This window comes from Pseudoalteromonas sp. P1-13-1a (genome assembly GCF_001401875.1).
In the GTDB taxonomy this organism is placed as follows: domain Bacteria; phylum Pseudomonadota; class Gammaproteobacteria; order Enterobacterales; family Alteromonadaceae; genus Pseudoalteromonas.
Map to the genome: position 1 here is coordinate 15,234 of NZ_LKDV01000041.1, position 15,336 is coordinate 30,569.

A 15,336-nucleotide genomic window follows, 5' to 3' on the forward strand; every position below is an offset into this window, starting at 1 on the left:
CCTAATTAAGCTGCTTTTTATATTGTATGCTCCAAAATTTTATTGATAAAACTTACTCTGCTTCATCCCTACAATTTTCATTTAAAAACTCAAACTCTATCGTCGTATGCGATAAATGATAGGAAGATAATTTAGCTGCAACCTCTTGTTTAAGCTTAATTAATTCTTTAACGTCAAAGTTGTCACTCAGCTCAAGGTGCGCTGTTAAAACGTGACTTTCACCATCCAGTGACCAAAAATGCATATGGTGTATACCATTTACTTCAGGAAATTCAATTAATGACTGCTTAATACGCTCTTGGGTCTCTTTATCGGGTGCAGCTTGAAGAAAAAGCACCAATGTTGATTTAAGATTTTTGAAAACGTTAAATAAGATAAACAGCGTAAACCCTATTGATAATAGAGGATCTAATATCGGCAGTTCAACGAACAACAATACAATAGAGACTATAAGAACGGCAACCCAACCGAGTACATCTTCAAGTAGGTGCCATGTCAGCACTTTTTCATTTAGTGTTTCACCCGCTTTTAATTTGAATACCGCATAACCATTTACGGCAACACCGAGTATGGCTAGCCCTAACATCCCCTCAACTACAGGCATTTCAGGATTGGACAGCTTAGGTATTGCTTCAAATAAAACCCAAATAGAGCCGATAATCAAAACAATACTATTTACCAATGCACCAAAAAGTGTAAGTCGGCGATAACCATAGCTGAATTTGTCTGATGCTTCTTTATCTGAAAAACGACTTAAAATCCACGCAAAACCTATTGAAAGACTATCACCAAGATCGTGAACGGCATCCGCCATTATCGCCGTACTGTTTGTGAGCCAACCACCTATAAATTCGATAATGGTAAATATCACATTAAGGAAAAATGCCCAACCAATCCGGTCGTCTTTACCATGCTGATGACTGTGACTATGGTTGTGCATTTTGTACCTCCAGTACTTTTTTATTTCTTATTTTTGATACATTCATATTAATCAAATGTCGGATCACTCGTTGATACAACCAACGTTTTACACCTGATAGATTAGTACCTTTTTCGAGATAGAACTTATCTGGTGAATCATAAAGCCCAAAGTCGTCATGAATACCTTCTTTTTGAATATAGGTATCCTCTCCACGCCAATCCGTACCGGGTGAAGATAAGCACTTTGTTGCAACACCATAACCACAAAACTCATCTTTTGCTTGGCTAAATTTCTGCTGTAGTGAGCTTAAGTATTGCTCATCCAATATAAAGCCCTCTAAGTTTATCCAACGCCCTTCAAAGTAAACTTCTACCCAACTATGAATGATGTATTTAGGTGCTAACCAAAATACAAGCTTAGGATAGCACCTTTTTATAGTTGCTGATCAATGGTAAAACCTTGGAAACGACACTGGATACCTAGTCCACGCAATAGTGCCATTAACAGATTACCCTTAGTATTACATTGTCCATAACCATCTGCTAGCACATCGCTTGCTGAAATATCATCACTCTTGTTATAGCCAAACATTATTTCATCTTTTACAAACTGATAAGCGGCACCAATTTTGTTGAAATTATCCAAATTTTTCCACCCTCGTTGATCGATCAGGGATTGGATATCTTTGTGTTCAAAATTAACGATATTCGTATTGTTTAAATATTTCTCAGTCATTTTTATATATCCCTTTCGTTGCATACCTATACTATAGATCCTATAGTAACTATAGAGTCAAATGTCTGGGGGAAATTGATGAAAATAGGCGAATTGTCAAAAAAATCGGGCTGTTCAATACAAACGATTAGATATTATGAAAGAGAAGGATTACTGTTAAATCCAAACCGTTCAGAAGGTAATTTCAGGCTGTATGATAGTAAAGCACTTAAACAATTGGAATTCGTAAAGCATTGTCGCAGCCTAGATATATCACTCAATGATATTAAACGTCTTATCGAATTAAAAAATAAGCCAGAAGAAAGCTGCTCTAGCGTTAATGCATTAATTGATCAGCAACTTGCACTAGTGAATAAACGTATGAAAGAATTAAGGGCGCTTAAAGCTGAATTACAACAGATGGCAAGTGCTTGTGGTTCAGACAATACAATTGAAGCGTGCGGCATCATCAAATCATTGGATAGCTAAACTAAATATAACTTTAGATTAGTAGTATTCACAAAGGCAATAATGTAAACCATTGGCAAATTAGCACAATCATTAAATTTAAATGTAGAAACCATTCGTTTTTATGAACGAGAAGGGCTGATTACACAACCTGAAAAACCAATATCTGGTTATAGACAATATGACGAAACAATAGCAGGACAACTTAGGTTTATCACAAAAGCCAAAGCGCTCGGCTTTACGTTAAGAGAAATAAAATCGCTAATGTCTATGGACAGCAACTGCACTCAAGTTGAGCTATTAAGCCGACAAAAGTTAGCAATCATTCGAGACAAAATTAATGACCTTCAACGTTTAGAGAAAGTAATTGTGGATATGACAAATACCTGTATGCAAAACGAAGATCCAACACATTGCCCCATAATTGATTCATTAAAATGATTGACTCCGTACTTATATACGGAGTTTAGAATGATGGTAATATCAACCAATAGACTTTCAAATGATAAATAAAATATTAGACAGAGTAGGCTCTAGTGGCGTTTGGCTAGCGGCACGGCCTGCTTCCCTGCATTAAGGTCACTTGCATCGGCATTAGGACTAGGCTTCTTCTCTCACTTCGAAGGAATAGCTGTAAATACGCTTTTACCTATTTTTGCATCTTTGGAACTATTGGTAAACTTATACAACTGGCACAAAAATAAAAACCATACCAGAGCTGTCTTCAGCATTCTAGGGCCTGTAGCAGTGCTATTAACGCTTTATCCTCTTTGGCTATATGATTGAAGCACATACCTATTTTACTTTGGTATTTGCTTAATGGTCGTTATGTCGGTTTTGGATATCGTAAAACCAGTAAGGGAGCAAACATGCAACGTATGGCTAATTGCCGTCGTTGAAACGATTAACGGTCAATGTCTGCTTTTCGCTCATAGCAGTCTGCCTGATGAAGTCTAAACTTATTCACTTAAACTGTGAGATCTGATATGAGCTAGTACAGCTGATATGCTATTTACGACAAAGTCGCTCGGTAATTAGAGCGACATAATCCCTTGGTAATCACACTAGTACATCATCATGTTTTTAAATTAAAGCTGTTGTTTACTTAACAAACATCCAAATACCGGCAGCGATCATAAACAGGTTTTCTGTTAGGGAGATAAACCCTAGTGGTACGTTACTGTCACCGCCTACACACGCACATTTTAACTCTCGTTTATCTATATAGACTGCTTTTATCACTGAAACAGCACCAACCCCACCTATGAACAATGAAATAGGGGCAATAATATAGGCTGGTAATCCGGCTATCATTCCAATGCCAACAAATGCTTCTAAAAATGGGTAAACATAGGCGTACCTGACTACTTTCATAGCGACTAAGTCATAGGTTATAAATGAATTAGTAAAGCTAAATAAGTCTTGAAGCTTTTGTATTGCTAACACTGCCATTGTTAGGGCTACAAACAGTTCAGCGGTTTGCATTGATAATAAGCTATTATTCGCTGCAAAACTAAATGCCACACTAAGCAAAAAACTAACCGAAAAAATCGCAATCACGGGCGTGTAAGTTGTACCTTCTTGCCCAGCTTTTGGCTTATCAAAGTAATCGAGTAAGTCGTCATAGCCACCTATACGTTTATTATCAATAAATGTTTGAGGTGTAGTTTCTACACTGTGTTGTTTTTTAAATTCATCTGTTTGCTCTCGAGAAGTTAATAGCTGATCATCAACTGTATATCCCTCTCGCTCTAGTAGGTCTTTTGATTTTAAACCAAACGGACAAATATGCTCATCTGTGGCCATTCTAAAAAGTTGGGCTGATTTACTCATGTTTAGCTCCCTTTTATGTATTGGTATAAAATTTTACTTAGCATTAAAATCCGGTACGGTCCTAGATTGTGCTTGCTCCTGAGTTTCTGCTAGGCCATTTTTCTCTATATCCTTTAGTAACCACTGCATTTCTTTAATCTCACGACGCTGTGCCTCAATAATATTTGTTGCAAGCTCTTGGACTCGCTTATCTTTGATTTTTGCCCTTTCACTGGTGAGTATTGCAATTGAATGATGTGGGATCATCGCCGACATCCATGAGCTATCATCAACAGTCGCTTGTGATCGAACTAAAAATAAACTTCCCGCAAATACGGTAACACTAGCAATGAGTACTGTTATATTTTTCTTTTTATCTTTATACATATTGAGCATGAAAAGTAGCATTATCACTGCCATCATGGCTCCCATATAAAGCGCCATATAAGTGCGAGTTTCACTAAAAAAAACATGACTTAGCTGATAAGTATTCAAATACATCAGTACAAACATGACTAATGTTGATGTGGCTATCATTAAGAAAAACTTTAAATACTGCGACATTAGATGGCTCCTTTCTATCATTTACTTTGTATATCATTTATACCAATGGGTAATTCTTACAGGTTATTAGGCGTAAACCCACTATATATTTAATCATTGAATCAATGTTTAATATTACATCAAGAGTTGTGCCATAAGTGTTAAAACTGCTCAGCGTATTTGCTAATATGCTTATAAGTATTTTGCTGTAAATCGTGCGTAAGCATTTCAATATTATATTTATAAAAGCGATCGCCCATTTCCATACCTGGCGTACCAGCAGGCATAGCGGGAACAGAGAGCCCTATCGTCTTTTCAGGATGTTGTTCAGCTAAAAACTGTTTTATATGTTTGGCGGGAACATGACCTTCAAATACAAATCCATCGGCTGAAACGGCTGTATGGCATGACCGCATATTTGATTTTATTTGATACTGAGATTTAATCGTCCCCATGTCATTGACGTTAATTGCTTTTGTTTGAATATTGTTTTCGCTCAAATGAGCAATCCACTTATTACAACATCCACAATTTTTACTTTTATAAACGGTAAGCTCAATTTTAGGTTTTTCTGAATTCTCATAAGTTATTAATGCTTTATGTTGTTTTTCGATACTTATCGCCGAAAATGACATAGTTAATGATAAAAATAACGCTGAGGTAATGTAGATTACTCGCATTCTTAACTCCTTAATTTGACCAATGAATATGAGTGATTTTCCAACCTGTATCGGTGTTTTTTAATGTGATTGATTCCATTCCCATAGACTTAATATCTTTTCCTTTGTACTTTCCTTGAGTTTTACTTCTTGAAATTGAGTAAGCTATGTCTCCATTTGTGTAAACTTGATGCTCTAGTAGTTCACTATTAACAGCACTTAAGAATTTCATATCCGCTATCATATGATGTTTCGCGTATTCATCTGCAGAACGCTCAACACTTCCGCCTTCAAAAATGATGACATCGTCGGCCAGTAATTTACGTGCAGCTTCGCGATTACCTTGTTTTAGAGATGCATGAAATAGGCTGACTGTTTTTGCAGCCTCGCTATCAACATTGACAAAGGCCTTGCCTTTTTTTGAATATTTTTCATCGTCATGTGCACTAACAGTAAAAGAACTAACAGTGCTAAAAATTAGTAGCAATAAAATTTTTAAATTAAAGGATTTAATTAACATACGTTTCCCTTTTTATTAATCGTTAAATAGGCGGACCAACAAGTGTGGTAAATACACTTGTTGTAATAAGTACAAACAGGGCAATTACTATTTCAACAGTAATCGAGCGTTTTAATATACTTATATGGTGTTGTTGAGTGATTTGCGGGACTAAAAAAAGCTTATGCCATGCACCTAGGAGCAGCATCGCGCTGACGAGTAACAGCTTTAATAAAATTAGTTGCCCATAATCTGATGTAAACAATGCAGAAAATGACTCTAGGTACTGCAGGAGCAGAGTTAAGCCCGAAATAAGTAGTACAAATACAATAACAATAGCGAGTTGACCAAAGTAATGCATTAACCGCTTTACTTCACTGGTAGGTAGTAAAGTGCAGCTTTTGTAAAGCGGCCACAATGACCCTAACCAGCTCGCAATGGCAATAAGGTGAAAGGTTAAAATACTTTTCACTAACCCATTTTCGTTTGCACTGTGCCCAGTAAAAGTGAAGCTATAAGCGATAAACCCAAGCATGATTAGTATAACGGCATCGTTTTTATAACCTGCTACGTTATCATCTGATTCCACATTCCACATACATGCGCTAATTAGAGCAATAATAAGCGCTGGTATTCTAAACCTTGCTTGGTCACCTATGACTGATTGCCAAACAATTTCAAGCATAAAGGGGTCAAACATTCCCATAAAGCCTAATTCAGCCATTGCTCCAGCTTCTATAGGTACTTGTAAAAGTGCAGCAATACTACCTGTAACTACACACGTAATTTGCCAACGTTTTAAGAACTGATGAAAGCTAATTAAGTGATGCCCTGCAACATTGCTGTTGCCACACATAAAGCGCATTAATAAAGTGCCCGCAAGCCCTACAATTGCTATATAGCTTGCTAGTTTTAATAATAGTAAGAGCACTGACCATTCACTTAATTGCATGATGTTGCTACTTAATGATTATGTTTGCTGTGGGTATTAGATTGTTCTTGCATCATCTTATGCGATTCATTTTTATGTACCATAAATCTAAACGTGCCAGTCATTTTATGTCCATCACCACCCAGTGCTGTCCATTTAACCGTGTAAGTGCCTTGGGCTAGGCTCGGTAATGACCAATTAAAGTCTGTGCTTGGGGTGGCGCTGGGTTTGAAATCAAAGTTTATTGTTTTATTTTTTTCATCTTTGATGATGACTTTTGCTAGCCTTACTTCACCACTAAAAATTAACGAAAGTTCCTCTGGTCCTTGCATTAACATGGCTTCTTGTGCAGGTATTGATTGCTTGAGTGATATATGCGCTGATGCGGAAAATGTAAGCACTAAACCTAAAATGGCTACTGCAGAGTTAAAAAACTTCATAATTACCTCTTATTTAAAATGATTAAAACCAAAATTTAATACCCGCAACAAATGCGGTGTTGTTGCTACTTTGTCCACTTGATGTGGCATAGTCGGCGGTATTGCCAAATTTATTGCCCCATTCAACGCCAATATAGGGCGCAAACTGGCGTGTAAATTCATAACGAACCCTAAAGCCAATCGCGCTGCTTGATAGGCCACTTCCAAGCTCGTTTTGTTTATCGTTTTTGCCATAAAGTGTAATTTCGGCTCGCGGTTGTATAATTAGCTTTTGCGTGAGTAGTAGTTCGTACTCTGCCTCTAACGTAAATGCGGTATTGCCTCGCTCACCTACGTATGCTGTCATATCAAGTTCAAACCAATAAGGGGCTAAACCTTGTAAGCCAAAAGCCAACCATTGCCGATTTTCACCTTCTTTATTGTAATCAAGACGAACACCTGCTTGAGTATCCCAATATGCTGATACGGCGTGACCCCATAAAATATCGGTTTGGTTTTCTTCAATACTTCCTTCGCTGAAATCACCCTCGGTTTTAATTACCAATCGATCAAAGGTAGTGCCGTACCATGCTTGTAAGTCAAATACACCTGCGTTTGCTTGCTCGTTATATTCAAGACGATCGCCTAGTAATGCGTAAAATGGATGCTCATCAGCGAGTGTTAATCGCTCATTGCCCTCAAGCGCATATGGGCCTTCTGTTAAAGTTGTTCCCGCAGAGTAAGCATGGGGGTCTCTTGCATCTTTAGGTGCACTTCCTCCTTGTGGTTGCATCTTAGCGCTATTCATTTGTGCCATTTCACTTTGCGCTAATAAAGGGAAACTAATTAATGAAGCCCCAGTTAACATTAATAAACTAAATGATTTAGATAGTTTTAATTGTTTCATGATACGACTACCTCTCTAAACATGCCGGCATCCATATGGAATAATAAATGGCAATGCCAAGCCCAGCGCCCTACATCGTGAGGGGTGGTTAAAAAGCTGATTCTTTGTGCGGGTTGAACAGGTATTGTATGACGTCGCACTTGCACATCACCTTGCTCGTTTTCTAAATCACTCCACATACCATGCAGATGCATAGGGTGCGTCATCATGGTATCGTTTTGTAAAATAACTCTTAAACGTTGGTTATGCTTCATATGCACTGGCGTGCTTTTACCAAATTCTAAGCCATCAAATGACCAGCTATAACGTTCCATATTTCCGGTTAAATGCAACTCAATTTCAGCTTCTGGCTCTTGCTGGTTAGTGACCCCTTCAAGTGAGTGTAAATCTGCAAGTGTTAAAACACGGCGACCATTTTTACGTAAACCAATACCAGGATCATCAAGATTTGTTCTAGGCATATCAACGCGCATATCAACTGAAGCTCCATACTCCGTTTTGGCATGACGCACTTTAGGGCTGGCAACTGCCAATGGGTTTTCAGACATACCATGTTTGCTATGATCCATCGCCATTGCACCGTGCTCCATAGCGCTATGATCCATTTCTTTAGAGTTCATACCTGACATGCCAGCCATACCTGCCATTGCAGAATGCTCACCGCCGTGGGTCATATTGCCCATCATATCGGTCATCGTTAACCATTCAACAGGGTCAAGTGCAGGTACTGGCGCATCAATATTAGGCGAGCTTGATAAAGTTCCTTTTGCGTAACCAGAGCGATCCATACTTTGAGCAAAAATCGTATAGGCATCATTTTTAGGCTCAACAATTACGTCGTAGGTCTCACCAGGGCCGAATCTAAATTCATCAACTGTCACTGGTTCAACGTTTTGCCCATCAGCTTGTACAACTGTTAGTTTTAGTTCTGGAATACGAACGTCAAAAAAAGTATTGCTTGAGCCATTAATAAACCTAAGTCTTACTTTTTCTCCAACTTTAAACATTCCTCGCCAATTTGACATTGGCGTACTACCGTTCATTAAAAAGGTCATTGCTGATGCAGATAAGTCAGCTAAATCTGTAGGATTCATTCTCATTTGATTCCACATTTTGCGGCGTTGCAAAGCATTCGAAACACCGCTATTTGAAACGTCATCAAAAAATTCTGGAACAGTGGGCTGATTGAAGTTAAATACATCACTCTGTATTTTTAATTTGCGGAACAGCGCCACTGGGTCATCATCAGTCCAATCAGATAATTGAATAACATGCTCGTTATCTGCACTAATAATATCTTTTTCTCGCGGTTCAATAATTAATGCACCGTACATGCCAGTCATTTCTTGAAAGCCACTATGTGAGTGATACCAATATGTACCGCTTTGTTGTAATTTAAATTTATAAACAAAGGTTTCGCCAGGCATAATGCCTTTAAAACTGATACCAGGTACGCCATCCATTTGGTACGGTAAAATAATGCCATGCCAATGAATTGAACTCGGTACTGATAACTTATTTGTTACTCTAATAGTAACGTCATCGCCTTCTTTGAGGCGCAAGGTAGGGGCGGGTATAGAGCCATTGATAGTTGTCGCCATACGTACTACGCCAGTAAAGTTAACCGGCGATTCATCTATAACCAGATCAATTACTTTGCCGCTAAGTTCGGGCACAGTGCCTGTTATTGTTCCTGTTACTAAAGATGATGCAGCATGTAATACACTCGGAAAAGCAGCAAGTACACCTCCTGCAATTAAGCCTTGAACAAATCGTCTTCGTGGTGTGCTAACCTGTTGTGATGACTTTTTAAACCCCATTTCCTTACTCCTTCATACCAGAATATGTATTGAGTATAGAAAATAGACCTGTCTTAAACATGACGCGAACATTACAAAGTTGTAATGTTGGTGTCATGTTGCTGTAGTGACAGATACTGCATAATATTTGCAGAGGTAGTTGTTAGGACTTTAATGAAGGAATTGTATGCGCTTATTAGTTGTTGAAGATGAATCAAAGACAGGAGATTATTTAAAACAGGGGCTAAGTGAAGCTGGTTTTCAGGTTTCTTTGGCGCGCAATGGACTTGACGGTCATCACCTAGCAATGACCGACTTATTTGATGTAATAATACTTGATGTCATGTTACCTGACGTATCCGGTTGGAAAATTTTACAGTCGCTACGTGAAGCAGATAACAAAACCCCAGTACTATTTTTATCTGCTCGCGATAGTATAGACGATAGAGTAAAGGGGCTCGAACTTGGTGCTGATGACTATTTAATAAAGCCTTTTGCTTTTGCTGAAGTTTTAGCAAGAGTACGCACTCTTATTCGCCGTGGTGTAGTACAAACAGTTGACGATATACTGATAGTTGCTGATTTAGAAATGGATATTCCAAAGCGAAAAATACAACGTGCAGGCAAGCGTATTTTATTGAGTAATAAAGAGTTTAGCTTACTTGAACTATTGTTACGGCGCGAAGGTGAAGTACTGCCACGTTCGTTAATTGCTTCTCAAGTATGGGATATGAATTTTGATAGCGACACCAATGTGATTGATGTTGCCATTCGTAGGCTAAGAGCAAAAGTTGATGATGACTTTACTGTTAAATTAATTCATACGGTTCGTGGTATGGGCTATAAATTAGAGGTTGAAACTGATGGCTATTAAGTCACGGCCTTTATCACTTACGATGCGTGTTGTGTTGTTTGTCGCTGTAACCGTTATTGCGTGCTTAACTTTAGTTGCCACCTTAATAAATAGTTCGATAAAACATCATTTTTTCCAGCAAGATAGTAGTGAACTGCATGTTATTAATCAATCTATTGAATTAGTTTTAAGACAACAGTATAAATCAAACCTGAAACTTAAAAATGAATTATCTAACGCTGTAGCGGGTCATCACGGTGTTTACTATCAGGTAAATACCGCAAAAGGAGAGCTCATTTTTCAAAGTTCTGAACGAGATTTTAGTGATTTTGTAATGAGTGCTAATGCTTCAGCTGGCTTTAACCGTAACAACATTACCTCATGGCAAAATGATACCCACACCTACCGAGCTCTGGTGAGTAATTTAAGTACTGGGCAACAGCAATACAAAATTACTACAGCGATAGACATGAGCTTTCATTTACACTTTCTCAATCAATTTCAACAAAGTCTTTGGGCTATTATGTTTGGCTCTGCGGTACTCATTTTATTGGTGGCTTGGTTTGCTATACATCAAGGATTGAACCCTTTACGAGGTTTGAGTCAGAAAATGCATGACATCCAAACTAATAAGATGGATGTAAGGCTTGATGAAAATAAAGTGCCTATTGAGCTTGTTAATATGGTGCAGTCGTTTAACTCGATGCTCGACAGGCTCCAAAGTGAATTTATTCGTTTATCAAATTTCTCTAGTGATATTGCGCATGAGTTACGTACTCCACTAACAAATATAATCACTCAAACACAGGTTGGTTTATCTAAAAAAAGACAGTTGTTAGAGTATCAAGAATTATTGTTTTCTAATCTAGAAGAGCTGGAACGACTAACTAAGATGGTTAGTGATATGCTTTGGCTTGCAAAAACTCAGAATGGACTGGTTAAACCCGTTCAAAATACTCTAAAAAGCCATGATGAAATTGAAGCATTATTTGAGTACTTTGATGCTTTGGCTGAAGACTCATTGATTACATTTAAGAAAAAAGGTCAAAACCTTTGTTTTTATTGTGACAAATTACACTTTCGCCAATTATTATCAAACCTCCTATCCAATGCAATAAGGTATGCCCCAAAAGGCTCATCAATCACAGTAAATAGTGAAATATTTACCGCTGATAAAATATGTATTTCAGTGATTAATACTGGGGAGAGAATACCTTCTGAGCATTTACCTTATTTATTTGACCGCTTTTATCGACCCGATAAATCGCGCCAACGACACAGCGATGGAGCTGGTTTAGGGCTTGCAATAGTTAAAGCTCTAGCGCAAGCAAACGGTGGAAATATAGAGGTCAGTTCAAATAATCAAACTACCAGCTTTAAAGTTTTTCTAAATTTAGCTAAAAGCTAATTATTAAATTTAATAACCCAATGTTTGCTTGTACCTCTAGACTTCCCAGCTTTCATTAAACACCGGTTTATAAACTTAAAGTACAAAACGGAAGTAAACTTCCGGTTTCTAACCCAATATTGCTATATTTCGGAAGCAAACTTCCGTTTATAGGAATTCAAAGGTAGTTATCGGAAATATACTTCTGTTTTTGAAAGCGTTGGCCTAGATAGCTATATGAGCCATTTTTCGGGGTCTTATTTGAGCGAAAAGCGGAGGGTCGGGTAAACTCGTTTTTGGACAAAAATGAGCTAGAGCCGAAGGACGGCTCTGTGCCAAACTCGGCCGTTCAACAACACCTTAATATCTTGAATCCAATTGCAATAACAGACGTCCACCTAAATCGTATTTGGACAATTCCTTCCGTTGCGCAACAAGAACTCCAAACTAGCTGTGTGCGTATAAATGCCGATTTCATACGAGATTAAGCTGGTAAGGTGATTCTGCCCGCTATTCGAAACCATTCTGACTACCAAGATTATTTTCAAGTTTCTGCCAAAATAAATATTGACCTGTCTAAAACTTCACAGTTTATATTATTGCTAATAAATGAGAGGAAAACCCATGTATCGTATTTCTAAATTGGCACAAAAAGTTGGATTGAGCCGCTCCACTTTACTCTATTACGAGAAGCTTGGTTTGATTTCAGCCAAACGACAAAACAATGGGTATCGCTGCTATTCTGACAAAGATGTCCAACGTGTAATGCTATTGCAACGACTTCAAGCAGGTGGGCTAACCCTAAAAGAGTGCCTTGCATGTTTGCAAGCTCAAATAGACAAAGAGCTATTACTTCATAGACTGAGTGTATTGGATGCACAAATAGCCCAAAAACAAAAAGCAAGAGAGCTTCTTTCCTCAATGCTTGGCATGAACTCTATGAAAGAATGGCACCAGTCAATGGAGAAAGAAGCACCACTTGCACACCATGATTTTCTGATAAAGCAGGGGTTTAGTGAAAAGCAAGCTCAAAGACTTAAATGGCTGTCAAAGGACATGAATGAGCATGAGCAATACATGGCAGATTTTGAAACTATTTTTCAAGGGTTGGAGAGATTAGGCCCAGGAGATGAAGGCGATACTCATAAGGCACTAAGCTCTTTACCTATTAGGTCTGGCAATGTGTTAGAAGTGGGTTGTGGCAAAGGGATAACAATATCCTTTCTGGCAAGACATTCGACTTTTAATTTAACTGCTCTAGATAATGATGAATACAACTTGAGTTGCGTTCAAGAGAAAGTGAAAGACCAATCTCTTGAACATCGAGTGACTACGATTTGTGCCAGTATGGAGACGATGCCTTTTACCCTGGGACAATTTGATGTGATCTGGTCAGAAGGTAGTGCTTATATCATGGGAGTTAATCAGGCGCTCAAAATTTGGAAACCACATATCAAGAGTAATGGCTTCTTAGTAATTAGTGACTTGGTTTGGTTGACCAATAAACCAGATGCCGAAGTCATAGAGTTTTGGAAAGTAAACTATCCAAAAATGGCATCCACTGAACAACGAATTAAAGAGATGATGAAAGCAGGTTATGAAGTTATCGAGCACTTTACACAGAGCGAACAGTCTTGGCGTAACTACCTAGAACCATTGCAGCAAAGAATTACTCAATTCAAAGGTGAAGATTTTACTTCAAATTCATTCGATGACTTACGGAAAGAACTCCAAATACACGAGAAATACTTAGGCCAGTATGGTTACCAAATATTTGTACTTAAGAATAAAGGATCAAAACATGAAAATTAGACATGAAAATCACTCAGACATTAAAGAAATAGAATCATTAATTTACCGAGCGTTTATGAACCATCCCCACCATGAACCTGGGGCTACGCCAACAGAACACTTAATCGTCAACAAATTACGTGATGTAAACGCATTATCACTCTCTCTAGTGTGTGAAGATGAAACTGGAATCATTGGTCATATCGCCTTTTCACCGATTTTGATTAATGGCGAGGAATCTCATTGGTGCGGATTAGGCCCTGTATCTGTAATGCCAGAACGTCAAGGTGAAGGTATCGGAGGTGCACTTATTCGTGAAGGGATGTCACAACTAAAATCACAAGATATTGAAGGACTGGTGTTACTCGGTGAACCAGAATATTACGGCCGATTTGGTTTTGTGTCACAGCCAAAACTTACCTTGGCTGATGCCCCACCAGAGTATTTTTTAGCGCTGTCGCTATCCAATAACACTCCTACTGGTGAAGTAGCTTATCACTCTGCTTTTTTTGACAACTAAGTGGTTAATATAAATTATGAAACATTTGACACTGACAATTATATTTCTAATTTGCATGTCATTAAATGGCGCAAATGCTTTAGAGAATAACCCGGCATCTAAATTTGGCATTGCTATATCAAGTGATGCTGAAAAAGTTGCATATAGCGTTAATGGTAATGGCAAAACAACATTAATGTTTATACATGGTTGGAGTCTAGATAGTAGGCTATGGCACAATCAAATTCGTTATTTTTCTGATGAATATCAGGTTATTACAATTGATTTAGCAGGGCATGGTAACTCGTCTTTCAATCGAAATGAATATACTATGCTAGCTTTCGCAAATGATATTAAAGCTGTCATAGAAAAAGAAGGTATAGATTCTGCTGTATTGATTGGTCACTCAATGGCGGGGGGAATTATAGCTGAAGCAGCTAAGTTAATGCCTAATAAAGTTAAGGGGATTATTGGTGTTGATACTTCACAAAATGTTGCCTTAAAGTTATCGCAAGTTGATCTAGACCTAATGACGAAGCCTTTTGAAGACGATTTTCAGAATGGAATTAACGCATTTGTAAAAGACTCATTGCCTCCGAATACTGAACCTGAGTTACTCTATTGGGTTAGAGAAGACATGGCTTCAGCACCAAAAGGTATTGCGATTAATCAATTTCGTAATTATCTAAGTCAATATGTAAGTGGTGAGTCATATCGCATCTATAAGAATATAAAAGTACCTGTTGTACTAGTGAATGCTCGATTATGGCCGACAAACTCGGCAGAGAATAAAAAGCATATCAAAAATTACAGCATATTCTTCATTGAAGACTCAGGGCACTTTCCGATGTTAGAAAAACCTGATGAGTTTAATAAAGTTCTTTTGCAGGCGGTTAAGTCTATTAAATAAATTGTTCGATTAAGTTCACTTTAACTAAATTATCTCAAGTTAAAGTGAACGTCTTCTTTAGACATGACCTAGAGTATTATGACTGTCCCTTGTTCGCTCAAAGCCACCCTTAGAGTAATTACGTTAACTCATAATGGGGCAGAAATGAGTTTGGCAACATCGCCTCTGTTAGATTCCAATCAGCACAGAAAGTACTACCTCTATAAGAACTATGCTTTAGTTC

General features: G+C 38.0%; 17 protein-coding genes and 1 pseudogene. 8 read left to right on the plus strand and 10 right to left on the minus strand.

The annotated features are described in order from the left end of the window. Window positions 1–52: 52 nt before the first annotated feature. A complete protein-coding gene (locus AN391_RS18055; protein WP_002962252.1) occupies window positions 53–940 on the minus strand; it encodes a cation diffusion facilitator family transporter in 888 nt (295 codons plus the stop codon). Continuing rightward, window positions 927–1,657, minus strand: a pseudogene (locus tag AN391_RS18060) (transglutaminase-like domain-containing protein). The gene AN391_RS18055 and the pseudogene AN391_RS18060 overlap by 14 nt, the downstream one beginning before the upstream one ends. A 78-nt stretch (window positions 1,658–1,735) precedes the next feature. On the opposite strand from AN391_RS18060, the gene cadR reads away from it, so the two are divergent. The 3 genes from cadR to AN391_RS20935 all read left to right on the plus strand — a co-directional run bounded on the left by cadR (window position 1,736) and on the right by AN391_RS20935 (window position 2,890). Beyond that, on the plus strand, window positions 1,736–2,125 hold the full coding sequence (gene cadR, locus AN391_RS18065; protein WP_002962247.1) for a Cd(II)/Pb(II)-responsive transcriptional regulator: 390 nt from the start codon (window positions 1,736–1,738) through the stop codon (window positions 2,123–2,125). Window positions 2,126–2,176: 51 nt separating this feature from the next. Then, window positions 2,177–2,545: a MerR family transcriptional regulator gene (locus tag AN391_RS18070; RefSeq protein WP_028834999.1), complete on the plus strand. Its 369-nt coding sequence runs from the start codon at window positions 2,177–2,179 to the stop codon at window positions 2,543–2,545. Window positions 2,546–2,647: 102 nt separating this feature from the next. After that, window positions 2,648–2,890, plus strand: coding sequence for a MerC family mercury resistance protein (locus AN391_RS20935; RefSeq protein WP_327077832.1), 243 nt, complete (start codon window positions 2,648–2,650; stop codon window positions 2,888–2,890). Between the two features lie 315 nt (window positions 2,891–3,205). On the opposite strand, the gene AN391_RS18075 is transcribed toward AN391_RS20935, so the two are convergent. The 8 genes from AN391_RS18075 to AN391_RS18110 all read right to left on the minus strand — a co-directional run bounded on the left by AN391_RS18075 (window position 3,206) and on the right by AN391_RS18110 (window position 9,694). After that, a complete protein-coding gene (locus tag AN391_RS18075) occupies window positions 3,206–3,937 on the minus strand; it encodes a MauE/DoxX family redox-associated membrane protein (protein WP_024032682.1) in 732 nt (243 codons plus the stop codon). A 33-nt stretch (window positions 3,938–3,970) separates the two neighbouring features. Then, the gene (locus AN391_RS18080; protein ID WP_024032683.1) at window positions 3,971–4,480 is read right to left on the minus strand and encodes a DUF305 domain-containing protein; all 510 of its coding nucleotides are present in this window, start codon (window positions 4,478–4,480) and stop codon (window positions 3,971–3,973) included. A gap of 140 nt (window positions 4,481–4,620) precedes the next feature. Next, on the minus strand, window positions 4,621–5,139 hold the full coding sequence (locus AN391_RS18085; protein WP_024032684.1) for a DUF411 domain-containing protein: 519 nt from the start codon (window positions 5,137–5,139) through the stop codon (window positions 4,621–4,623). Between the two features lie 10 nt (window positions 5,140–5,149). Then, on the minus strand, window positions 5,150–5,638 hold the full coding sequence (locus AN391_RS18090; protein WP_008109928.1) for a nuclear transport factor 2 family protein: 489 nt from the start codon (window positions 5,636–5,638) through the stop codon (window positions 5,150–5,152). A 22-nt stretch (window positions 5,639–5,660) separates the two neighbouring features. Continuing rightward, the gene (locus AN391_RS18095) at window positions 5,661–6,569 is read right to left on the minus strand and encodes a copper resistance D family protein (RefSeq protein WP_055016677.1); all 909 of its coding nucleotides are present in this window, start codon (window positions 6,567–6,569) and stop codon (window positions 5,661–5,663) included. Window positions 6,570–6,580: 11 nt separating this feature from the next. Beyond that, window positions 6,581–6,988, minus strand: a complete 408-nt coding sequence (locus tag AN391_RS18100; RefSeq protein ID WP_004588802.1) for a copper resistance CopC family protein — start codon at window positions 6,986–6,988, stop codon at window positions 6,581–6,583. 22 nt (window positions 6,989–7,010) lie between these two features. Then, window positions 7,011–7,874, minus strand: a complete 864-nt coding sequence (locus tag AN391_RS18105) for a copper resistance protein B (protein ID WP_036972184.1) — start codon at window positions 7,872–7,874, stop codon at window positions 7,011–7,013. Next, entirely contained in the window at window positions 7,871–9,694 is a 1,824-nt protein-coding gene (locus tag AN391_RS18110) for a copper resistance system multicopper oxidase (protein ID WP_055016678.1), read from the minus strand. The genes AN391_RS18105 and AN391_RS18110 overlap by 4 nt, the downstream gene beginning before the upstream one ends. Before the next feature lie 166 nt (window positions 9,695–9,860). Here AN391_RS18110 and AN391_RS18115 point away from each other — a divergent pair, with 166 nt between their 5' ends. The 5 genes from AN391_RS18115 to AN391_RS18135 all read left to right on the plus strand — a co-directional run bounded on the left by AN391_RS18115 (window position 9,861) and on the right by AN391_RS18135 (window position 15,113). After that, complete coding sequence (locus AN391_RS18115) at window positions 9,861–10,547, plus strand: heavy metal response regulator transcription factor (protein ID WP_004588805.1); 687 nt, start codon at window positions 9,861–9,863, stop codon at window positions 10,545–10,547. Beyond that, window positions 10,537–11,934: a heavy metal sensor histidine kinase gene (locus AN391_RS18120; RefSeq protein WP_055016679.1), complete on the plus strand. Its 1,398-nt coding sequence runs from the start codon at window positions 10,537–10,539 to the stop codon at window positions 11,932–11,934. Before AN391_RS18115 ends, AN391_RS18120 begins: the two co-directional genes overlap by 11 nt. 603 nt (window positions 11,935–12,537) lie before the next feature. Beyond that, the gene (locus AN391_RS18125) at window positions 12,538–13,725 is read left to right on the plus strand and encodes a MerR family transcriptional regulator (protein ID WP_055016680.1); all 1,188 of its coding nucleotides are present in this window, start codon (window positions 12,538–12,540) and stop codon (window positions 13,723–13,725) included. Beyond that, window positions 13,715–14,224: a GNAT family N-acetyltransferase gene (locus AN391_RS18130; protein WP_055016681.1), complete on the plus strand. Its 510-nt coding sequence runs from the start codon at window positions 13,715–13,717 to the stop codon at window positions 14,222–14,224. The genes AN391_RS18125 and AN391_RS18130 overlap by 11 nt, the downstream gene beginning before the upstream one ends. 16 nt (window positions 14,225–14,240) lie before the next feature. Further along, a complete protein-coding gene (locus AN391_RS18135) occupies window positions 14,241–15,113 on the plus strand; it encodes an alpha/beta fold hydrolase (protein ID WP_055016682.1) in 873 nt (290 codons plus the stop codon). The last annotated feature ends 223 nt before the right edge of the window (window positions 15,114–15,336 follow it).